The sequence below is a fragment of the Lacinutrix venerupis genome (genome assembly GCF_003663945.1).
GTDB lineage: Bacteria > Bacteroidota > Bacteroidia > Flavobacteriales > Flavobacteriaceae > Lacinutrix > Lacinutrix venerupis.
On the sequence record NZ_RCCH01000006.1, the window covers coordinates 95,325 to 118,050 of the forward strand.

Genomic DNA, 22,726 nt, shown 5'->3' on the forward strand with positions numbered 1-22,726 from the left:
TTAACCAAAAAAAAAGCGATTCTTATTGAATCGCTTTTAAAATTATATGTTTTTAAAAATTAACTTTTAATTAATTTCTTAGTTATACTTCCGTTAGGTGTATTAAGTTTTAAAATATAAACACCTTTATTTAATGTTGAAACACTTACTTTACTATTTGTTGGTGTTACATTTCCTTTTAAAATTTTCTTTCCTAAAATATCATAAATTTCAAAACGAGTGTTTTGTTTTACTTCAATATTTAAAAGATTTCCTTTTATAGGATTTGGGTATATTTTAAATTCAGAAAGGTTTATTTCGTTTACGCTTAAGGTTGTAGAATGAGATCCTAAGTATGTACAAGTATCTGATGGGAATTGATCCCACTCGTTAATATTGAAAGAAGTATTTCCGCTATCAATATTATTTTTTCTAACTAAGGTGGTGTTTTGGGCAAAATTTGAAGATCCACCACCAAAAGTTCCTATAATATCTATTAAGGTTCCATTATTAAAAAGTCCGATAGGATCATTGCCATTATAGTTAGTAGGAGTATTACTTTGTGGTATCGAAAGATCGATTGTAGTTGAACCTTGACATGAAGCGTCTATTGATGCGTTAGCAATAACATATACTTGTCCACTTGCAAGCGATCCAGATAGTGTTATACCTAAATCCCAAGTGCCACTACCATTTCCATCACGAAGAATAGTATAGTTTGAAAGGTCTATTGTGCTTCCAGTAAAGTTCGCAATTTCTAAGGCTTTATTAAAGCTAGAACCCTCAATATATTCTGAAAAGAATAAATCATTTGCACTAGAGCTTCCTGCTAATGTAGTTTCATTGGCAGAAGCACTTTGTGTTGACGCGTTTCCAGAATCATCATTTGCTAAAACTGTAAATGTATAATTTGTTTCTGGAGATAAACCTGTAACTGTAAAAGTTGTTGAATTTGAGTTTGTAGAAACATAAAATGTTCCATCTACATAAATATCATAACTTGTAACTGCTACATTATCTGTAGATGCTGTCCAGCTTAAATCTACAGAATTTGATGTAGGATTAGATGCTGTTAAATTTGTTGGCACTGTTGGTGCTTGTATATCTGGATTTGGATTCCAAATTAAATTAGCATATTCTGGATGATCTACAAACGGATTTGCATTACCTTGAAAGTTATAAGCTGCATTATTTCTATCAATTTCTTTTTGACTAACCGGATCAACATTATAGTGCCAATCTAATAATAAATCTATTGCCCAATCTTGAAAAACTTGGTCATTTGAACCGTTAAACATATCGAAACTAGTATAATTGTCTACATTATTTTCGTATCGAGTAGCAAAATATAGTAATGCTCTTGCAATATCTCCTTTAAATTCATCAATAGGTTCAAAAACTGTTCCTGAGTAACCAGAAACTAAGCTACTACCTCTTTTAGATCCGTTTGTATAAGTAGTTCCTCCAGAAGCGGCTATGCCAAAAGGAAAGCTACCGCGTCCACCATTAACGTATCCATCTGTAGGATAGACATGATGTACATCGTTTTTCATTGGTGAAGCTTCACCAAAACTAGATTGTGGTACAAGATGCTCTCTATTGTAGCAATCACCTTCGCTGTTGTAACTTCCACATTGGTCTGAACCGTATGTAAAATTTAGATATGTAGGTTCTGGGTTATCTGGATCTTCAGAATAAATATCTAATATAAAACCATCATTATCATACTGGTTTGTATTATCAATATCTGTGGTCTGGTAAGCAATCCATAGTCCTCCATAACCTTGGTCGGTGTGTCCAGAAGTTATAATGTTTTTTAATTCTGTTTTTAAAGTATATCCATCCAAACCATTAGCACTATCATAATAATTTGCAGGAATTTGCGCAAACCCTATAAAAGTTACTAATAAAAAAGATATAGTTAAGTAATTATGTTTCATGAAAATAAGATTATTTTGTGTTTTTTCTTTCTAATAATGCCATGTAAAATCCGTCGAAACCAGATTCGTGCGATAGTATTTTTTTCTCTTTAACAAAAGTAAACTCTTTTCCAGATTCTGATGTTAAAAAATGTTTAACTTGTTCTTGGTTTTCTGATGGTAATATAGAACATGTTGCATAAACCAGTTTTCCTCCAGGTTTTACCATTCTAGAGTAGCTACTTAAAATTTCGCGTTGTGTGGTTTTAATTCTTTCTAAAAAAGAAGCTTCAAGTTTCCATTTAGCATCTGGATTTCTACGTAAAACGCCTAAGCCAGAACATGGTGCATCTATAAGTACACGATCTGCTTTATCGTAAAGTTTTTTAATTGGTTTTGTAGAGTCTATGGTTCTCATTTCTATGTTATGAGCACCAGCACGTTTTGCACGTCGTTTTAGTTCTCTTAATTTATTTTCATAAATATCCATAGCAATTACTTGACCTTTATTTTCCATTAAAGCAGCAATGTGTAATGTTTTACCACCAGCACCTGCACAAGTATCTACAACTTTTATGCCTGGTTTTACATCAAGAAACTCTGCGACTAATTGAGATGATGCATCTTGTACTTCAAACCATCCTTTTTTAAAGGCTTCTGTAGTAAAAACATTAGCTCTTTCTTTAAGTTTTAAAGCGTCTGGATAACCTTTAATTTCTTCGGTAACAAAATCTAAATCAAATAATTCTGATTTTAATTTTTCTTTTGTAGTTTTAAGCGTATTTGCTCTTAAAATAACATCTGCTTGTTCGTTAAGTGCAGCAGCTTCTTTGTTCCATACGGTTTCACCTAATTCTTTTTCGGCTAACTCATCTATCCAATCTGGAAACGATTCTTTAATTTTTCTAATTTGAGAAAGCTCATCAAAACGACCTTTAATTTTTCTTGTAGGTGTATTTTCAAAGTACTTCCAATCTGGTAATTTTATACCTTTTAAAGTTGCCCAAACAGCAAATAAACGCCAGATATCGTCTCTAGAAAAAGGTTCTTTTACGTTTGCAATTTCAGCATATAAACGTTTCCATCGTACAATGTCGTAAGTTGTTTCGGCAACGAAACCTCTATCTCGGCTTCCCCAACGTTTGTCGCGTTTTAGTAGTTGTTGCACTACTTTATCTGCATAATTACCTTCGTTAAAGATTAGTAGTAATCCATCAACTGTGGCAAAGCATAAATTTCTATGTAATCTCATTTTTTGTATTTAATTGAATTATAAATCAACTTATTATGACCCATAATTCGGCGTGCAAAGGTACGGTTTTATATAGAATAATTTGGTATAAATAAGGTGAGATATTTATTTGTTAATAGTAAAATGCTATCTTTTCAAAATTATTTAAAATTTCCCGCAAGTTTTAATTAAAAACTGCATCTAAATTATATTACAATAAAATTTAATTTTTGACTGAAACCAAATTTATAGAAGCGCTAAAGAGCAAAAGCGAGCAGGCGTAAAGTAAGCTTTTAGATGACTACTAGCAAAAGGTATATGCTACTTGTATCTCTTTTGTGCCAAATACAGAGGATGCCGAAGATATTGCGCAAGAGGTTTTTGTTGAAGTATTTAATGCTATACATAAATTTAAAGGGCAGTCTAAACTATCTACCTGGATTTATAAAGTAACTACTAATAAATGTTTAGAATTTATACGTAAAAAAAACACTAAAAAGCGTTTTGCTTTTTTATAGTCTATAACAGGAAATGCAATTCCTGTTGATATGACAAACTATTTTACAGAGATGAATCATCCTGGAATAGTTTTAGAAAACAAAGAAACTAGCAAGGTGTTATTTGCTGCTATAAACCAATTGCCAGATGCACAGCGTATTGTTTTTACGTTGCATAAAATAGATGGTAAAAGTTATAATGAAATAAGTGAAATTGTAGATAAAAGTTTATCGTCTGTAGAGTCTTTAATGTTTAGGTCTAAAAAAAACTTACAGAAGGTATTAGAAAATTTTTATGAAAATAATAGATAGCGCAAGTTTTTTTACGCTTGTGCATCTAAAAAAATATAGATTATGAAAACAAATATGAATATAGAAGAAAAGGTAACAAAGACTTTAGAAGTATTTGATACAATTGACACTGTAAAAGCACCACCTTTTTTTAAGGATAAAACCATGCAGCTTTTATTTGCTGAAAAAGAAGAAAAAGTTACACCATTATTTTGGAGCTAGTTTACACCACAATTACAATTAGCTACCTTAGTATGTGTTGTATTGGTTAATTTTTATGCCATTAAAGAAATAAATAATTCTGAATACGAATCATCAATTTCAAGTTTTGCTTCAGATTATGGAATTGCAAGAGAACAAGAATCATCAATTTTCAATTTTTAAAAAATAAAAAAAAACACAGTTTTATATGTGCTGCTTATTGTATTAATAATAATGAATGGTTTTTTTCTATTCAATTACTTAGGTAGGCCGCAGCATAAAGGAGTAAAAGAGTCAAGTGCTTTTATTGTAAAAGAATTAAATTTTAATGCTTCTCAACTAGAAAAATTTAAACAACTAGAAGAAAATCATCATTTTACAATGCAAAAAAATGGAGATGATATTAAAGTAAATAAAGACAAATTATTCAAAAAAATTACAGCACCTACAATAGATAGAAATAAAGTAGATAGTTTAATAATTGAAATTTCTAAAGCAGATTTATTAAAAGAAAAAGAACTTTTTAATAAGCTTCGAGGCATTTATGAGATTTGTGACGAAAATCAAAAAAAACGATTTAGTGCTATTTTAAAAAAAGCGAGACGTTTTAATGGTAATGGACCCGAAAGATCAAGAAGACCCGAAAGATCAAGTAGGCCAGAAAGACCTTAAAAATGAATAATCGTATTTACAAAAAGACCTTAACTAATTAAGGTCTTTTTTTTGTGTTTTATTTAACAAAATAAAACACAAGTTATTTTCAATTACATCATCTAAACTTATATAACAAAACAATTATAAAGAATAGATTATGAATAATAGCACATTTAAAAAAACAATATTAACGTTTGGAATAGCAGTATTAGTTTTAAATAGTTCATTTGGTCAATCTGAAAAAAGAGAACAAAAAACGCCGCCAACATTTAGTGAGTTATTAAAAGAACTAGATAAGGATGAAGATGGCTTACTTTCTAAAACAGAAGTTAAAGGTCCATTGAAAGAAGGTTTTTCTGAAATTGATACAGATGAAGATAGTTTTATTTCTGAAGAAGAATTAAAAAAAGTACCAAAGCCTAAAAGAAGAAAAAGAGATTAGAATAGTATTTTGGTTGGTTAGTAGTTAAAAGCTTTGTGATGTAAAAGTCATGAGGCTTTTTTCAAGTTTCAAACTTTAAAAACGCAAGTATTTATAAAAAAAACCACCAAAACATAATTAATTTAAAAAAAGCGCAAGTTTATTTTTTATTAGGCATCTAAAGAGATAAACACATTAAAAATATAAAAAATGAAAAACCTATTTAAACTAATATTATTAATGGTAGCGGTGTTTACATTAAGTATCGCTTGTACTTCAAATGATGATGCTGCAAGCACAACAACTGTTACAGAAGACGAAGTTGTAACAGAGCTTCATGCAGCATACTCGGCTTTTAATACAGATGCTACAACAATTTATATAGACAATACGGGAACAAATGTTGTAATAGAAACTACAGGTTTACCAGATCACCAAACCGTTTATTGGGGAGAAGGACATCCGCTTTACATAGAAGAGCCAGATGTACAAGTAACACCTAGTATAATGTCTAGTAACAATAATGCTGTAACTATCACAGTAGATGCTACACCAAATTTAACAGGAAATACTGTATCTACAACATTTAATACTATTGGTATAGCAGTTAGTGGCGCTTCAATTTTTAATGATCAAGAAGGTGGCGGACCTTTAGACCAAGCAGCAGCAAGTTTAGATTATACAGGTGCACATATTGGGCCAGGTGTCTATCACTATCATTTAGAGCCCAAAGCTTTTTCTAATGATGATGATGCCTTAGTAGGTGTACTATTAGATGGTGTTTTCCTTTACGGAAGAAAATGTAGTGCTACAGGTTCTTACCCAGAAGATTTAGATGTTTCAGGCGGACATACATCTATAACACAATATACAGATGGAGAAGAAGAATACCACTATCATATAATAAACGAAGTATATTCTAATACAGGATCTTACTTAGCATTCGCAGGACCTTACCAAGGATATTAAAGTAATGAAAACATTTTTTACAGTTATACTTGTTCTGTCTTTTTTGAGTTGTAAGCAATCAACAGAAAACAATTTTTCTGAAGAAAATAATACAATTAAAAGTGAAAATATTATAACAATTAAAGATGTTGAAGTTCTTAAATCAGAATTAATTTTAAACCAACTACAAGGCGTTTGGTATTATAAAGAAGAACCTTACAATGGCTACTCTTTAAAGTATCACGAAAATAATACTATAAAAGAAAAGCTTGGTTTCTATAGCGGAAAACGTCAAGGTATTGCTCAAACATGGTCAGAGCATGGAGTACTTCGTATAGAGTCTTATTACAACCAAAACAAGTTGGTTGGTGTTTATAAAAGTTTTTGGGAAAATGGTAACCTAGCCTTAGAAGTTAATTATGTAAACGGAAAAAAGCAAGGAGAAGAAAAACAATGGTATTCTAACGGAAAACTATCAAAATTAAGGTTGTTAAAAGACGGTAAAGAAAACGGCATTCAAAAAGCTTGGTTACCAACAGGACAACTTTATGTTAATTATGAAGCAAAAAACGGTAGAACCTTTGGTTTAATGCGAGCAAACTCATGTTATAAATTAGAAAATGAAAAAGTTATTATTTCAAAATAGTCTGCTATTACTTTTACTAAGTTTAACCTTATTAGTAATAGGTTGTAAAAAAACTGTAAAAAAGGAAATTAGTAAAGCCGAAGAAACCAGTAGAGTAGCGTATTTACCATATTATAACGAAGCATCTTTTACACCAAAATGGTTGACGCCAGAAACAGAAGAAGAGCAAATTTTTCATAAAATACCAGACTTTTCATTAACAAACCAATTGGGAGAAGAAGTGTCTCAAAAAACGTTTGAAAATAAAATTTATATAACCGATTTCTTTTTTGCTAGCTGTCCTGGTATTTGCCCGCAAATGACGGGAAACATGTTTCAATTACAAGAAGCATTTTTAAACGATGATGAGGTGTTATTTTTATCTCATACCGTAACACCAACAAAAGATTCTGTTCCCGTTTTAAAAAATTATGCCCAAAAACATGGTGTAATAGATAATAAATGGCATTTAGTAACAGGAGATAAACAAGTTATTTATAATCTTGGTAGAGCTCAATATTTTATAGAAAACGATTTAGGAGCACCTAAAACCATGGACGATTTTTTGCACACAGAGAATTTTTTGTTAATAGACAAGAATAAACATATAAGAGGTATTTATAATGGTTTAAATAGAGCCTCAATGGCACAATTAATAGTAGATGTTAAAGCCTTGAAGAAACAAGGTTAAATTAGTTTTTTGATTGATTGGTAAAAAGCTTTGCGATTATGTCGTAAAGCTTTTTTACATTTATAGAAATTTACAATTAAATATGAAAAAACTAATCACCATAATTTGTATTGCTTTAGCTATTGTTTCTTGTAAAAAAGATACAGAAAAAAAAGATATTGATGTTGAAGAAGAAATAACAGAACCAAGAGCGTTTAAAGAAGTTGAAATAGGTATGTTATTGAGAGATTCTATTTTAAATGTAAGAGCTATAGAAATCCTTGAGAAGGATGAAATGTTATATGGAAATGCTAGCGGTGGTCATGGTAGTTATAGTTATGACTCAGATAGAAATAGTTATTGGATAACACCACCTTATAACATTAATATAGATTCACTCAAATTCAATTTTAGAGCAGTATCAAGTACAGATAATACAGCGTTTTTCCTTTCAATAGGTTCGCCAGCTTACCTCGTTAAACAAGGTGCTTCAGGTAAAAAAATAGTTTATCAAGAAAATCATGAAAAAGCATTCTACGATTCTATCGATTTTTGGAACAACCAAGAAGGTATTGCAATTGGTGATCCCACAGAAAATTGTATGAGTATAATAATTACTCGCGATGGAGGAGAAACATGGAACAAGCTATCTTGCGACGTGTTACCAAAAACAAAAGAAGGTGAAGCAGCTTTTGCAGCAAGCGATACAAATATTGCTATAGTTGGAGATAATACATGGGTAGCCACAGGCGGAAAGGCAAGTAGAATATTATTTTCTCCAGATAAAGGTAAAACTTGGGAGGTTTTCGAGACTCCAATTGTGCAAGGTAAAGAAACTACAGGTATTTACTCGCTAGATTTTTATGATGATAAAAATGGTTTTGCTATTGGTGGAGACTACACAAAAGCAGGAGATAGCACAGCAAATAAAATAAGAACACAAGATGGAGGAAAAACATGGCAATTAGTTGCGCAAAATCAAAGTCCAGGTTACAGAAGTTGTGTGCAATATATTCCTGGTCGAGATGCAAAAGAGTTAGTTGCTGTTGGTTTTAAAGGTATAGATTATTCTAACAATGCTGGCGAAAGCTGGACGCATTTAAGCGATGAAGGTTTTTATACTTTACGTTTTATAAATGATAGTGTTGCTTATGCTGGAGGAAGCAAAAGGATTGCAAAATTAACTTTTAGATAATAAAAAAGGCAGCTTAATTAGCTGCCTTTTTTATTATTTTTTAGATTTATCTGCTTGATGTCTCTGTCTGTATTCTTGAATCATTTTCTTTTTAAAAGAATGATCGGCTTGCATTAATGCAATTATTTTTTTTGCTGGTAGAATATTAAGTAAATCGGTTATAAATTTTGAATGTAATTCTTGTTTTTTATTCTCAATTTCAACCATTTCTAAAAGAAGGGCTTTAGCTTCAGTCTCAGATAAATTTTCTACTTTCTTATCTTTTCGTCTTTTCGAAGATTGTTCTCTTAATTTATTTTCTGCTTCTTCCTTTGTGTTATAAACTGGCCAAAAAGCTTGCGCTTCTTTTGCAGATAAATCCATTTGCTCTGTAATATGTGCTATTTTTAAAGCTTTAATTTTTTCTCTGTCAAGTTTTTGTGCATAACTACTTATGGATAGTAGTAAAGCAAAAACCGGTATTAATATTATTTTTTTCATTATTTTTATTTTTTTTATTCTGAATATAAGTCGTTAAAATCTATATTTTCTATATAGTTATCTAGAGCTTCGTCACTTAAAGAGTAATCTATAAATTGATTTTCGCTTAACTCGTTATCTTGAAATAAATATGTTAAATCACCAATTTCGGTTTCATTTAAAATATAATTATCTACTGTTGTTGTATCTAAATCATCAAAAGATAGTGGTGAATTATCAAACACATTTAAACTAAAAAATAGAACTATAGCTGCAGCAATACTTGAAACTAATAGCATATTTTTTTTACTAAAAATAGAAATAACTTTTGTTTCTTTTTCAATAGGAACACTAAAGTTATCTAAGTAGCCTTCTGGAGCTTTAAATCCAGAATCGATTACTAAGTTTTTAAGTTTAGCTTCGGTTAAAATTGAATTTTCAAACTCTTCAAAATAATTTTGAGGGACTTTAAATCCAGTTTTTTTTACGTTATTTAAATTTTCATTTTTCATGTTTCTTTCCAAATATGGAAACTCTTTTGTTTCTATTAATAAGACTCTATATTTATTAAATAGTTTAATTGTTTTTTAAATAGGCTTCAATTTTCTTTGCTGCTATATGGTAAGAAGCTTTTAAAGCGCCTTCACTTGTTTCTAAAATTTGAGACATTTCATTATATTTTAATTCTTGAAAATATTTCATATTAAAAACTAATTGTTGTTTTTCTGGTAATGTTGCAATTGCTTTTTGAAGTTTTAGCTGGATGGCGTCTCCTTCAAAATATACATCAGATTCCAAATTGTTTAATGCTAAATTTTGTGCCTCTTCATTTGTAATCTGTAATAGTTTTGCGTTTTTGTTTATTAGTGTAATAGCTTCGTTTATTGCTATTCTATATAACCAAGAATAAAGTTTGCTTTCTCCCTTAAATTTCTCGATATTTTTATAAACCTTTATAAATGTATTTTGCAATACATCGTCTGCATCGTCGTGCGATTTTACAATATTTCTAATATGCCAGTATAATCGCTCTTTATATTGCGCAACAAGTACTCTAAATGCAGCATCTTTGTTGCCTTTAGATTGTAATTGAGATATGAGTTCTAGTTCTTCTGTCACTTAAGCTATTTTCTTTTAGACTGCAGAATTTTAATTTGGTTTAAATATAATTTGATTTTTTTTTTAAAGAAAGACATGTTATTTAACAGCTTTCTGTTTAATCTGATTTTTAACTAAAAACACGATTAAAAGATGTTTTTTATCGATTAAAAGACAAAATATTTGTTTTCTAACATTTTTTAAATTATGTTTACATTAGAAAATAATACTTATGTTTTAGAGCCCCAATTCTATACATAAACAAAAAAAAGGATAAACATTTGTTTATCCTTTTTAATTTTATAATAATAGTAATTATTCAAAACTCTGCATATCTACCAGTTTTTTATAAATACCATCTAAGGCTATAAGTTCGTTATGCTTGCCTTGTTCTGCAATTTCACCTTTATGCATCACTATTATCTCATCTGCATTTTGTATTGTAGATAACCTATGTGCGATAACAATTGAGGTTCTGTTTTTCATCATATTTTCTAATGCTAATTGTACTAGGCGTTCGCTTTCTGTATCTAGAGCAGAGGTAGCTTCATCTAGAACCATTATTGGAGGATTTTTTAATACTGCTCTAGCAATACTTAAGCGTTGTTTTTGCCCACCAGAGAAATTGTTTCCAGCATCACCTACATTAGTTTCTATCCCTTTTGGTAAGTTTTGTATAAATTCCCATGCGTTTGCAATTTTAAGGGCATCAATTATTTCTTCTTCTGTAGCGTCTTCTTTACCTATTAATAAATTGTTTTTAATAGTGTCGTTAAATAGTATAGAGTCTTGTGTTACCAATCCCATTAAAGCTCGTAAAGATTTTTTTGTAACATGTTTTATATTGTTACCATCAATAGATATGTTACCGTTGTTAACATCGTAAAATCGTGTTAGTAAGTTTGCAATAGTACTTTTTCCACTTCCAGATTGTCCTACTAATGCTACAGTTTTTCCTTTAGGCACTTTTATAGAAAAGTTTTTTAATACTAAGTCATTTTCATATTTAAAGGAAATGTTGTTAATGGTAATTTCGTTATTAAATGATGTTAACTCTTTTGCATCTGGTAAATCTGGCATCTCATTTTTATGATGCAAAATTTCAAAAACACGATCTGCAGCAGACATTCCGTTTTTTACACGATATGATGCTTTACTAATAGCTTTAGCAGGTGTTAAAATACCATATGCAAGAAGCATAAAGCCAATAAATGTTGTACCTTCTATAACTTGATCTATTAATACTAATTTACCACCATACCATAATAAAATGGCTATTGTAGTTATTCCTAAAATTTCACTAACTGGTCCAGCTAGGTTGTTTTTTAAGCCTATACTATTAGAAAGTTTTAATAATCTGTTTGCAGAATTTTTAAAACTGTTTTTAAACACAGATTCTGCATTATAACTTTTAACAATTTTTAAACCTGTTAGTGTTTCTTCTACTGTAGAAATTAATCTACCAGATTCTTGTTGAGCTGTTAAAGATTGACTTTTAAGTCTCTTTCCTATTCTTGATATAATAAATCCGGCTGTTGGAATAAATACTAATACAAAAATTGATAGTTTCCAATTTATGTAAAACATAGTTCCTAATGCAAAGAGAATATTTAAAGGCTCTCTAACTATTAACTCTAGAACTATAAATAAAGAATTTTGCATTTCGGCAATATCTCCTAATATTCTAGCCATTACATCTCCTTTTTGTCTTTTAGAATAAAAGCTTAATGGAAGATTAATAATGTTATCGTACATATCATTACGTAAATCTGTTAAGACTCCGTTTTTTAAATACATAACATGTTGGTTTGCTAGATAGCCAAATAAGTTTTTTAATGCAAAGGTTATAATTACTATGGCAATAACTATAATTAAAGCCATTTGGGCATTATTGTTATCTAAATAACTACTTACTTTATAATTAAGTAAATCGTTACCATAATCTTTTAAACCACCAATTCCAGTCCATTCTGGTTCCTTGGTAACTCTATTTGTTTTGTCAAACAAAACATTTAGCATTGGAATTAGAGCAACAAATGAAAGTGTTGTAAATAAGGCATTTAAAATATTAAAAACTACATTTAAAATAACGTGTTTTTTATAGTTTTTAATAAAAGGTAATAATTGATTTAATATTTTTTTCATCTAATTTAGCTGCATGTCTTTTAAAATGGCATCAATCTTAGCTTCCAATTGTTGTTCCGTTTCTTTAAAAGCAGACACATTGTCTAAGTTTGTATTTTATGTAATTTGAAATTTTAATTTAGTTCTTTTAAAATTTTAGTACCATAGCCTAAATCTTGGTTTTCTAAATATACCTTATATAATGTATTATCTTGTAAATTATATTTATAAAGTCCGTTATTAGTAAATCCATTATTGTTGTTTGAAACAATTGTAAAATCTATAAACTCGTTTTGCGTATTTATAAAACCAGATCCAGACGGGTTTAAAAAGCCTAAAGTATTATTAGAAATATCTGTTAAATTTCCAGATGATGTTTCCAGACTCGTTAAGGTAGCTTCAATTTGAGAAGGGTTTTTATATATACCGTATAGTAAATTGTTATATTTAAACGTTTTATGTAATGGTTTATTAATTAGTTGAGACGATGTTGTACTAGATTGTAAGTCTATATTTATTATTAAGCCATTATTAGAAGATAAATACCAAGTGTTATTAGATATGTATGTAGAACGTATTATATCTAAATTAAAACTTAAGTTAGCGTTTAAAAATTCTTCAGTTTGTGGATTAAATGTATATAAATAATATGGAAAACTTTCATTTGCTTGATCGTCACCGGCAAATAATAAATATAATAATCCATCACTTATATTAAAATTAATAGCTGTTATTGCTGGGAAATTTGTGCTTGTAAGTTCAGGAATATTACTAAAAGTATTTGAAGTAGTTTCTAAAGTATTTGTACTTAGGTTATATTGTAGTATTCTAAATTCTGATGAAGAAAAATCGGCAATGTATAAAATGTCTTCAGAAAAATCTATAACATTTAAATTTCCTTGACTCCAAAAATCATAATTAATGGTATTTATTAAATTGCATTCTCCAGATCCAGTATATACTTCATGTATTTGCCCTAATGGAGAGTATACAAGAATTTTAGAGTTATCAAGTATTTCAAAATTTCCAATTGTAAAAATTTCATCATTTACATTTAAAGAAATATTATAATTTCCTGCAGGTTCATTTGGAATTTCAGCTTTTATTTGGGTTGTAGTAATAGACGTAATATTTGCAATAACATTATTAAATAAAAGCGTATTATTGGAAATTAGAGTATTAAAATTTTCTCCATTAATTGTTATTACGTCATTGGGAAAACCTTGATTGGGAGTGTATGAATTTATTAATATTTGCGAAATTTGCTCAGTCTCTTCTTGTACGATAGTGCTAGAATCATCGCTAGTGCACGATATAATTAATATAGTAAAAAAAAAAGTTTTAAATAGTGTAAGAGTTTTCATTTAATTTAATTTCAAATCTTTAATGATAGCATCAATCTTGTTTTCCAATTGTTGTTCCGTTTCTTTAAAAGCAGACACATTGTTTAAAGAAGTATTAACACTAATGTAGAATTTTATTTTAGGTTCTGTACCACTTGGTCTTAGAGCAATTTTACTACCATCTTCTGTGTGGTAAATTAATACATTAGATTTTGGAATATCTATTACAGTAGTTTCTCCTGTAACTGTATTTTTTGAAGTTGATAATTGGTAATCCTCAATTAAAACAACTTTAGAATTGTTTAATTCTGTAAGCGGATTTTTACGAGCATCAATCATCATTTGTTTTATTTCTTGAGCACCTTCAATTCCTTTTTTGGTTAAAGAAATTAAGCGTTCTTTATATAAACCATGTTTTACATATAATTTGACTAATTCTTGATATAAGCTGCTGCCTTTTGCTTTTGCTTGAGCTGCAATTTCGCAAGCGAGTAGAGTAGAAGTAACAGCGTCTTTATCGCGAACAAAATCGCCTACCATAAAGCCAAAACTTTCTTCGCCACCACCAATAAAGTCTTGGTTTGGAAAATCTTTTATCATTTTAGCAATCCATTTAAAGCCTGTTAAGCCTATTTTGCATTCTACATTGTATGCTTTGGCTAAAACACTCATCATAGGTGTAGAAACGATAGTGCTTCCTATAAATTGATTGCCATTAATTTTGTTTTCACTTTGCCATTGTTTTAATAGAAAGTCCGTCATTAAAATCATGGCTTGATTACCGTTAAGTATAACAAGATTGTTTTCTAAATCTCTAACAACTACGCCTAATCTGTCGCAATCTGGATCTGTACCAATAACTATGTCTCCTTCAACTTTATTAGCTAATGCCATAGCCATTTTTAAAGCCTCTGGTTCTTCTGGGTTTGGCGATACTACAGTTGGAAAATCACCATTTGGTTCGCGTTGTTCTTCAACTATATTTACGTTTGTGTAGCCGGCTCGATTTAACGTTTCTGGTATTGCTGTTATAGATGTGCCATGTAAAGAAGTAAATACAATATTTAAGTTTTCTTTAGCTTCTTTTAATGTGTTAAAACTTCCATTTTTAACTGATGCATTAATAAAAACATCATCAACTTCTTTACCTATATAGTTAATTAGTTTCTCATTAGCATTAAATTTAATATCAGCATAATCTAACTTATTAATAAGTGAAATTACTTCACCATCTTGAGGAGGTACTAATTGTCCTCCATCTTGCCAATATACTTTGTAACCATTATATTCTGGTGGGTTATGGGATGCTGTTAATACAATACCACAGTGGCAATTTAAATGTTTTAATGTAAAAGATAGCTCAGGAGTTGGACGAAGATCTTCAAACAAATAAACTTCAATATTATTTGCAGAAAACACATCTGCAACAACCTTTGCTAAGGTTTTACTGTTGTGTCTACAATCAAAAGCTATTGCTACTTTTAAATTCTCGTTAGGAAACACTTTGTGCATATAATCACTAAGACCTTGAGTGTTTTTTCCTAAAGTATATTTATTAATTCTATTAGTGCCAATACCCATAACACCACGCATACCGCCAGTACCAAACTCTAAGTCTTTATAAAAAGATTCTTTAAGTTCTTTAGGATTGCTACCTATAAGATCTTTTATATATAATTGTGTTTCATTATCGAAAGTAGGAGTTAACCAAGTATTAACTCTATTTAGCAATTCTGGCTCTATATGTATCATAGTGGTTAGTTAATTACAGTGTTGTTTAAATTTAATTCTTCTTTTACTAAATATCGTTTTTTGTTTTGTTTAGAACGTAAAATTATTTCGCCTAAAAAACCAGCAATAAAAAACTGTGTACCAATAATCATTGTTGTTAGCGCAATAAAAAATTGCGGTCTTTCTGTTATTAATCTTCCAGTTTTATGAAAAAATAACTTATCTATTCCTAAATATACAGAAAAAACAAAGCCAATAGCAAACATAATAACACCCAATGCACCAAATAAATGCATTGGTCTTTTTCCAAAACGAGAAATAAACCAAATGGTAATTAAATCTAAAAAGCCATTAATAAAACGCTCCATTCCAAATTTAGTTTCACCATATTTTCTAGCTTGATGCTGCACAACTTGCTCTCCAATTTTAGTAAAACCTGCATTTTTTGCTAAAACAGGAATGTAGCGGTGCATCTCACCATTTACATCAATATTTTTAACAACAACATTTTTGTAGGCTTTGAGGCCACAATTAAAATCGTTTAGTTTTACACCAGATGTTTTTCTGGCCGCCCAATTAAAGAGTTTTGAAGGTAAATTTTTTGTAAATTTATTATCGTAGCGTTTCTTTTTCCATCCTGAAACAAGATCGAAATTATCTTTTGTAATTTTGTTATAAAGAGCAGGTATTTCTTCAGGATTGTCTTGTAAATCGGCATCCATAGTAATAATAACGTCTCCTTTGGCTTTTTCAAATCCAGCATGAAGTGCTTGCGATTTACCAAAATTTTTAAGAAAACGTATGCCTTTTACATTTGCATTAGCTTTAGATAATGTTTCTATAGTTTTCCAAGACTCATCAGTAGAGCCATCGTCTATAAAGAGAATTTCATAAGAAAAACGATTGGATTGCATAACTTTAGCAATCCAATCGTGTAATTCTGTAAGAGATTCTTGTTCGTTAAGTAGTGGTATGACTACAGATATATTCATGTATTATTTCGAAATTAATACTTCAAATATAAAACTATTATGCGTTTTCAGGCTTTCTTTTCATTATTAAAGAAATAATAAGTCCAATAATGCTATAAAATATAATGTATCCAATTAAAGATGTAAATACATTTTGAATAGAAAATAAGTTGCCTTGTTTCTCTGAAGCTTCAACTACCATTTCAATAGATTCTTCTGGCTGATTAAAGTTTCTTAACATTTCTACTTGAGATTCTAATGCTATTTCTTTTAATGTTTCTGCAGCTTCTGGGTCAACAAAATTAAAAATTATAAAAGAAATTAAAGAACTAATTACAATACCTATAAGCACTGTTATAAAGTAAGATGTAAAAGCTTCTTTAAAGCTAATAAAACCATTTTGTATTTTTTTAGCTTTAATAATTGAAATTACTCCAAAGGTTAATGTTATTACAAAAAGAATAATTCCTAATGTTATACTTGCAAAAAGCTCAAGCTTTAAAGCATAAACTAATATTGTTGCAAGAGCTAATACTCCACCTAAATATAACCCATAATTAGTAGCAGATGATTTTGTTGTAGTTTCCATATTTTTGTGTTTTTTTGTTGATTATAGTAGTTAGTAGTCAAAGATAAAAAAACGTTACAGAAATAAGTTTAAATTATTTTTAAAAAAATAGTGTAGAATTATAAAAAATGATTAAATTTGCACCTCGAATTTAGAATACAATAAAAGCATTTAGCGATGAAAAAAGATATACATCCAGAAAATTATAGAGTAGTGGCATTTAAAGATATGTCTAACGAAGACGTTTTTTTAACAAAATCTACAGCTAACACAAGCGAAACTTTAGAAGTTGATGGTGTTGAGTACCCATTAGTAAAAATGGAAATCTCTAGAACATCTCACCCTTTTTATACAGGTAAATCTAAATTAATTGATACGGCTGGTCGTATTGACAAGTTTAAAAACAAATACGCTAAATTTAAAAAATAATTTAGCTTGCAATATATTTAAAAGCCTTTCATAATTATGAAAGGCTTTTTTGTTTTCGGTATTTAAGCTACTTTTGTTTTAATCTTTAGTTTAAGTTAATGGTAAAGCTTTTAACTTATAATTCTTAAACCTTTCAATTTACTTATGAATTATATTCTTTTTGATGGTCCAGCAAGAAACCAATTGCTACCATTTACGTACACAAGACCAGTTGCAGACATTAGAGTTGGTATTTTAACCATTCGAGAAAAATGGGAAAAGCATTTGCAAACTACTACAACTACAGTTACTGAAGATTATTTGTCTGAAAAATGGCCAATGGTTGAGTTGGAAACAAATGTGATGATTAATTCGTCGTTTTGTCCAACAGAGGCTTTAGTTGAAAAAATTAAAGATTTAAAGGAAAATCAAGCCATTTTTAAAGATGAAGAAGTTATTGCCTTTTTTACGAAAGAAGGACAAGAAGATATAGATTTGTCTACTTTTGAAGCTATCGAATTTGAAGATGAAACTATAACAATAGAGCATACTTGGGATATTTTTTCAAAAAACGCCGAGGCAATTACTCAAGATTTTAAATTAATTACTCAAGATAGAACGTCTCAACCAATTCCAAAATCTAATAATATAATTGGTGCAGAACATATTTTTATAGAAGAAGGTGCTAAGTTAGAATTTACAACACTTAATGCAAATACAGGACCTATTTACATTGGAAAAAATGCAGAAATTATGGAAGGTTCTGTGGTGCGTGGTCCATTAGCTTTATGTGATAATGCTACCTTAAAATTAGCAACAAAAATATATGGAGCAACAACAGTTGGACCGCATAGTAAAGTTGGAGGAGAAGTTAATAATTCAGTTTTGTTTGGATATTCCAATAAAGGTCATGATGGTTTTTTAGGGAATTCAGTTTTAGGAGAATGGTGTAATTTAGGAGCAGATACTAACAATTCTAATTTAAAAAATAACTATGCAGAAGTAAGACTTTGGGATTATGAAACTGAAGGTTTTGCTAAAACAGGATTGCAGTTTTGTGGATTAATGATGGGAGACCATAGTAAATGTGGTATTAATACTATGTTTAATACAGGAACTGTAGTTGGTGTGAATGCAAATATTTTTGGTAGTGGTTTTCCTAGAAATTTTGTCCCAAGTTATAGTTGGGGAGGAAGTGGAGGCTTTACAACATATTTAACTAAAAAGGCTTTTGAAGTGTGTAAAGTAGTAATGTCTAGAAGAGCATTAGAGTTTACAGATATTGATCAATCTATTTTAGAACATGTTTTTGAAGAGACTAAAAAGTTTAGAAGAGACTAAACTTTAATAGTTGAAAATGAGTATTTAAAGATTTTTTTTGTGCGTATTTTTTTGTTAAAATTAAATTAAAAATTTTATATTCGATATTCCAAATGCGAATATGAAATTTATTTTTAAATATCCATTTAGGTTTACAATTATATATCTTATTTTATATATTCTAGACGCCTTTTTTAAGAATAGCGATGTTTTATACTCTTGTAGGTATGTTTCAAAAATATTGTTAAGCTCAAGTTTGCTTGTGTTTTATCTTTATAATACTAAACAAAAAGACGCTAATAAAAAGAAACTTGTAATTACAGCATTAAGTCTATTTATTTTAGGAGACTTTTTTTTTATAAGAGGTAACGATAATAATATTATACATTTTGTTATTGCAGGAATATTATTTGCTATTGCAAAAATATTTTACTCTATACGGTTTTTAAATAATAAAGATTTTAAAATATCTAAATTAATTCCGTTTTTACTGTTCTGTTTTACTTATATGAGTGTAATTATGTTTCTTGTATACAGTAATTTAGGTGGTTTTTTTATACCATTTCTTATCTATTTGTTTGTAGCAATGTTATTGATGCAATTTGCTTTTTTAAGAAAAGAAGAAGTGAATTCTAAAAGTTTTTGGTTAGTAATGGTGGGAGTTGTAGCATTTATGTTTGCAGATAGTATTAATATGCTTAAGATGTTTTATAATCCATTAATAGCATACAATAAACTAACAATAATGTTTTTTTATTGTTTAGCGCAATATCTTATTGTGTTTGGAATTTTAAAAGAAGTAGATAATAAATAATTGTAATACTAAATGTTAAAAGCAATTTTTGAAATTAAAAAACCTTATTTTATAATTGTGTATGGTATTTTAATAGAGGTTAAGATAAAAGAAAAATTGGTGTAGATATTTTGCAATCTAATTATCTTTTTTGTTGTAATGACTTAATTTAATTACTTGGTTATATATAAAAATAGATTTATAGCTAATGAATATTTGCTTTAGAGACTTGTTTTAAATCTAGCATATTTATTGGATTTATACCTAAGTTTCTTACATCTTGCCTAGTAAACCTAACTACTTCATCATAATACAGAGGAACTATAGGAGCTTCTTGCATAATTAAACTATCTAATTTAGTATACAATATTTCTCTTGCTTTATTATTAGTCTCTGTAAAAGATTGTGAGTACCAAGTGTTAAAATTTTCATTTTTAAAATGAGTATAATTCGGACCGTTTGGTGCAAAATTTTTGCTGTAATATAGTGATAAGTAATTTTGAGCATCTGGATAATCGGCAACCCAACTAGCTCTAAAAAAATCTAATTTACCATTAGCTTTAGCGCTTTTTAAAGTAGAAGCAGGTATAACATCTATATTAACTATAAGTCCTATTTTTTGTAATTCACGTTGTATATATTCACAAAAATTAAGGTAATTGCTAGTTGTAGTTATAGTAATTTCTGGCGTATTATTACCAGTTTCTTTTTTAAATAAATTTATAAGTGTTTTGGCTTTTTCAGGATTAAAAGAATATCCTATTTCTGCATTATAACCTGGTAGACCTTTGGGTATAAAACCACCATTTGCAGGAATGCCAATGCCATTACGTAAATAAGTCATCATTTTTTTTCTATCAAAACCATAATTTACAGCTTTTCTTATGTATTCCGATTGTATTTCAGGAATTTCAGAATCCATATAAAAACCTAAATACTCTGTATTTAGATATGGACCTCGAATCATATTAACAGCAGATTTGTATTTTGATCTTAACTCGCCTTTGCTGGTTAAAATATCATCTTGGTACGAAGCATCTAATGAGTTTAAAAAATCTAAATTACCTTGAATAAATTGTAAAAACTCACTTTGTTTGTCTGGTAAAAAAGTAATAGCAATAGCTTCTAAATAAGGCAAACTATTTCCATTAGAATCTTTTTCAAAATAATTATTATTCTTTCTAAAAACTAACTTAATATTTTCTTCCCAACGTTTAAATTTAAAAGGACCTGTGCCAATTGGGTTCGCTCTAAATTCTGTACCATAATGTTCAACAATCTCTTTTGGTACTACAGAGCAATATTTCATGGTTAATAAACCTAAAAATGCCGGAAATGGTTGTTTTAGTTTAATGTTAAAAGTACTATCATTTTCTGCATAAAAATGCTCTACTTTATTTAAAACCCAACGTCCAGAAGACGCTATTTCTTTGTCAATAAGTCTATTAAAACTATACTCGAAATCTAAAGCTTTTACAGTGCGTGTAGAATCTTTACCAAACAGCTTGTGTTTATGAAAATAAACATTATCTCTAAGAGTAAAAGAGTAGGTAAGTGCATCTTTGGAAATAGACCAATTTTTTGCAATACTAGGTTTTACATTTAAGTTGCTATCCATTTGCACTAAACCATTAAATAGTTGATTTACAGCCCAAATATCTGCATTGTCCTTAGCAAAAGCAGGATCTAAAGACCCTATATTTTTATGCTCGTTATATCTAAAAACAAGAGTATTGTCTATGGTGTTATGCTTATTATTACAAGAAAAAAATAAAAAGAAAAGGCAAGTTGCTGTTAAGTAGTTAATTAAACTAAAATATTGCTTGTTTTTCAATTTTATCATTTTGTAATTTAATTGTAAATTTGCGCTTCCTTTAAAACGAGAGTTAATTGGTAAATATAATGAGATTTCTTTCTGTAAGGAAAAGATAAAACTATAAAATGAATAAAAAAGTCGCATTTTACACTTTAGGCTGCAAGCTTAATTTTTCTGAAACATCTACAATTGCTAGGAGTTTTAAAGATGAAGGATTTGAGCGCGTAGATTTTTCTGAAACCGCAGATATTTATGTAATAAATACTTGCTCTGTAACCGAGAATGCCGATAAACGTTTTAAAACTATAGTTAAGCAAGCTCAAAAAGCAAATCCAGAAGCTTTTGTAGCTGCAGTTGGTTGTTATGCGCAATTAAAACCAGAGGAATTAGCAGATGTTAATGGTGTAGATTTGGTTTTAGGTGCTACAGAAAAATTTAAAATTACAGATTACCTTAACGATCTTACTAAAAATGATTTTGGAGAAGTACATTCTTGCGATATAAATGATGCCGATTTTTATGTAGGTAGCTATTCTATAGGAGATAGAACACGTGCTTTTTTAAAAGTACAAGATGGTTGCGATTATAAATGTACCTATTGTACTATTCCTTTAGCTAGAGGGATTTCGCGAAGCGATGAATTAGCAAATGTTATAAAAAATGCTCAAGAAATTTCAGCAAAAGGTATTAAGGAAATTGTATTAACAGGAGTTAATATTGGTGATTATGGAAAAGGTGAATTTGGTAATAAAAAACACGAACATACTTTTTTAGAATTAGTTCAAGAATTAGATCAAGTAGAAGGTATCGAGCGATTACGTATCTCGTCTATAGAACCTAATTTATTAAAAAATGAAACAATAGATGTTGTAAGTAAGTCTAGAGCATTTGTACCACATTTTCATATACCATTACAAAGTGGACATAATGATATTTTAAAATTAATGAAACGTCGTTATATGCGAGAACTATATGTAGATCGTGTAGCAAAAATTAACGAGGTCATGCCTCATGCTTGCATAGGTGTAGATGTTATTGTTGGTTTTCCGGGAGAAACCGAAGAGCATTTTTTAGAAACATATAATTTTTTAAATGCACTTGATATTTCATATTTACACGTGTTTACGTATTCCGAAAGAGATAATACGGAAGCTGCAAGTTTTAAAAATGTTGTGCCAAAAAATATAAGAAGTAAGCGAAGTAAAATGTTACGCGGTTTAAGTGCAAAAAAACGCCGTGCTTTTTATGAAAAGCAAATAAACACTTCAAGAAGTGTATTGTTTGAAAGCGAAAACAAAGAAGGTTATATACATGGTTTTACAGAAAATTATGTAAAAGTAAAAGCACCTTGGGATCCATATTTAGTAAATACTATCCATCAAGTAAAGCTTACAAGTATAGATGATGATGGCTTGGTAAGATTTGAATTTGAAAACATTTTGGTATAAAAAAAAACTGAAACGT

The 22,726-nt window shown here is 29.3% G+C and carries 22 protein-coding genes and 1 pseudogene; 12 read left to right on the forward strand and 11 right to left on the reverse strand.

What is annotated here, in order from left to right:
• Positions 1-59: 59 nt before the first annotated feature.
• Together CLV86_RS10185 and CLV86_RS10190 are read right to left on the reverse strand one after the other, a co-directional pair.
• Positions 60-1,919: an endonuclease gene (locus CLV86_RS10185; RefSeq protein ID WP_121052108.1), complete on the reverse strand. Its 1,860-nt coding sequence runs from the start codon at positions 1,917-1,919 to the stop codon at positions 60-62.
• A 10-nt stretch (positions 1,920-1,929) separates the two neighbouring features.
• Positions 1,930-3,150 carry an RsmB/NOP family class I SAM-dependent RNA methyltransferase gene (locus CLV86_RS10190; RefSeq protein ID WP_121052111.1) on the reverse strand — a complete coding sequence of 407 codons (1,221 nt, stop codon included), beginning with the start codon at positions 3,148-3,150 and terminating at the stop codon, positions 1,930-1,932.
• Between the two features lie 302 nt (positions 3,151-3,452).
• Here CLV86_RS10190 and CLV86_RS10195 point away from each other — a divergent pair.
• The 8 genes and pseudogenes from CLV86_RS10195 to CLV86_RS10225 form a co-directional block, all read left to right on the forward strand.
• Positions 3,453-3,938, forward strand: a pseudogene (locus tag CLV86_RS10195) (RNA polymerase sigma factor); the annotation flags it as partial.
• Positions 3,939-3,980: 42 nt separating this feature from the next.
• Complete coding sequence (locus CLV86_RS14280) at positions 3,981-4,139, forward strand: hypothetical protein (RefSeq protein WP_170148536.1); 159 nt, start codon at positions 3,981-3,983, stop codon at positions 4,137-4,139.
• 213 nt (positions 4,140-4,352) lie between these two features.
• Positions 4,353-4,790 (forward strand): Spy/CpxP family protein refolding chaperone, encoded by a 438-nt coding sequence (locus CLV86_RS10200; RefSeq protein WP_121052113.1) that lies wholly within the window; start codon positions 4,353-4,355, stop codon positions 4,788-4,790.
• A gap of 139 nt (positions 4,791-4,929) precedes the next feature.
• The gene (locus CLV86_RS10205; protein WP_121052115.1) at positions 4,930-5,214 is read left to right on the forward strand and encodes an EF-hand domain-containing protein; all 285 of its coding nucleotides are present in this window, start codon (positions 4,930-4,932) and stop codon (positions 5,212-5,214) included.
• A 189-nt stretch (positions 5,215-5,403) separates the two neighbouring features.
• Positions 5,404-6,162 carry a YHYH protein gene (locus CLV86_RS10210; protein ID WP_121052117.1) on the forward strand — a complete coding sequence of 253 codons (759 nt, stop codon included), beginning with the start codon at positions 5,404-5,406 and terminating at the stop codon, positions 6,160-6,162.
• A gap of 4 nt (positions 6,163-6,166) precedes the next feature.
• On the forward strand, positions 6,167-6,787 hold the full coding sequence (locus CLV86_RS10215) for a toxin-antitoxin system YwqK family antitoxin (protein ID WP_121052119.1): 621 nt from the start codon (positions 6,167-6,169) through the stop codon (positions 6,785-6,787).
• Positions 6,762-7,457, forward strand: a complete 696-nt coding sequence (locus CLV86_RS10220) for an SCO family protein (RefSeq protein ID WP_121052121.1) — start codon at positions 6,762-6,764, stop codon at positions 7,455-7,457. Before CLV86_RS10215 ends, CLV86_RS10220 begins: the two co-directional genes overlap by 26 nt.
• 82 nt (positions 7,458-7,539) lie before the next feature.
• The gene (locus tag CLV86_RS10225; RefSeq protein ID WP_121052123.1) at positions 7,540-8,631 is read left to right on the forward strand and encodes a WD40/YVTN/BNR-like repeat-containing protein; all 1,092 of its coding nucleotides are present in this window, start codon (positions 7,540-7,542) and stop codon (positions 8,629-8,631) included.
• A 33-nt stretch (positions 8,632-8,664) separates the two neighbouring features.
• Here the strand turns inward: CLV86_RS10225 and CLV86_RS10230 are convergent, their stop codons facing one another.
• The 8 genes from CLV86_RS10230 to CLV86_RS10265 all read right to left on the reverse strand — a co-directional run bounded on the left by CLV86_RS10230 (position 8,665) and on the right by CLV86_RS10265 (position 16,946).
• Positions 8,665-9,111: a hypothetical protein gene (locus CLV86_RS10230; RefSeq protein ID WP_121052125.1), complete on the reverse strand. Its 447-nt coding sequence runs from the start codon at positions 9,109-9,111 to the stop codon at positions 8,665-8,667.
• A gap of 14 nt (positions 9,112-9,125) precedes the next feature.
• Positions 9,126-9,602, reverse strand: coding sequence for a hypothetical protein (locus tag CLV86_RS10235; protein ID WP_121052127.1), 477 nt, complete (start codon positions 9,600-9,602; stop codon positions 9,126-9,128).
• A 64-nt stretch (positions 9,603-9,666) separates the two neighbouring features.
• Complete coding sequence (locus CLV86_RS10240; RefSeq protein WP_121052129.1) at positions 9,667-10,209, reverse strand: RNA polymerase sigma factor; 543 nt, start codon at positions 10,207-10,209, stop codon at positions 9,667-9,669.
• A gap of 294 nt (positions 10,210-10,503) precedes the next feature.
• Positions 10,504-12,333 (reverse strand): ABC transporter ATP-binding protein, encoded by a 1,830-nt coding sequence (locus tag CLV86_RS10245; RefSeq protein WP_121052132.1) that lies wholly within the window; start codon positions 12,331-12,333, stop codon positions 10,504-10,506.
• 113 nt (positions 12,334-12,446) lie between these two features.
• Positions 12,447-13,676 carry an IPT/TIG domain-containing protein gene (locus CLV86_RS10250; RefSeq protein WP_121052134.1) on the reverse strand — a complete coding sequence of 410 codons (1,230 nt, stop codon included), beginning with the start codon at positions 13,674-13,676 and terminating at the stop codon, positions 12,447-12,449.
• Positions 13,677-15,407, reverse strand: a complete 1,731-nt coding sequence (locus tag CLV86_RS10255; RefSeq protein ID WP_121052136.1) for a phospho-sugar mutase — start codon at positions 15,405-15,407, stop codon at positions 13,677-13,679.
• Positions 15,408-15,412: 5 nt separating this feature from the next.
• Complete coding sequence (locus tag CLV86_RS10260; protein ID WP_076732447.1) at positions 15,413-16,378, reverse strand: glycosyltransferase family 2 protein; 966 nt, start codon at positions 16,376-16,378, stop codon at positions 15,413-15,415.
• Between the two features lie 37 nt (positions 16,379-16,415).
• On the reverse strand, positions 16,416-16,946 hold the full coding sequence (locus CLV86_RS10265; protein ID WP_121052138.1) for a DUF4199 domain-containing protein: 531 nt from the start codon (positions 16,944-16,946) through the stop codon (positions 16,416-16,418).
• Between the two features lie 156 nt (positions 16,947-17,102).
• Between CLV86_RS10265 and CLV86_RS10270 the strand changes: the two genes are divergently transcribed.
• The 3 genes from CLV86_RS10270 to CLV86_RS10280 all read left to right on the forward strand — a co-directional run bounded on the left by CLV86_RS10270 (position 17,103) and on the right by CLV86_RS10280 (position 19,467).
• Positions 17,103-17,354, forward strand: a complete 252-nt coding sequence (locus CLV86_RS10270; RefSeq protein ID WP_076732448.1) for a type B 50S ribosomal protein L31 — start codon at positions 17,103-17,105, stop codon at positions 17,352-17,354.
• Between the two features lie 144 nt (positions 17,355-17,498).
• On the forward strand, positions 17,499-18,674 hold the full coding sequence (locus CLV86_RS10275) for a GlmU family protein (RefSeq protein ID WP_121052140.1): 1,176 nt from the start codon (positions 17,499-17,501) through the stop codon (positions 18,672-18,674).
• Between the two features lie 100 nt (positions 18,675-18,774).
• Positions 18,775-19,467, forward strand: a complete 693-nt coding sequence (locus tag CLV86_RS10280) for a lysoplasmalogenase family protein (RefSeq protein WP_121052142.1) — start codon at positions 18,775-18,777, stop codon at positions 19,465-19,467.
• 184 nt (positions 19,468-19,651) lie between these two features.
• Here CLV86_RS10280 and CLV86_RS10285 read toward each other — a convergent pair whose 3' ends face one another.
• Positions 19,652-21,289 (reverse strand): ABC transporter substrate-binding protein, encoded by a 1,638-nt coding sequence (locus CLV86_RS10285; RefSeq protein ID WP_121052382.1) that lies wholly within the window; start codon positions 21,287-21,289, stop codon positions 19,652-19,654.
• A 98-nt stretch (positions 21,290-21,387) separates the two neighbouring features.
• On the opposite strand from CLV86_RS10285, the gene mtaB reads away from it, so the two are divergent.
• Positions 21,388-22,710, forward strand: coding sequence for a tRNA (N(6)-L-threonylcarbamoyladenosine(37)-C(2))-methylthiotransferase MtaB (mtaB, locus tag CLV86_RS10290; protein WP_121052144.1), 1,323 nt, complete (start codon positions 21,388-21,390; stop codon positions 22,708-22,710).
• Positions 22,711-22,726: the final 16 nt, after the last annotated feature.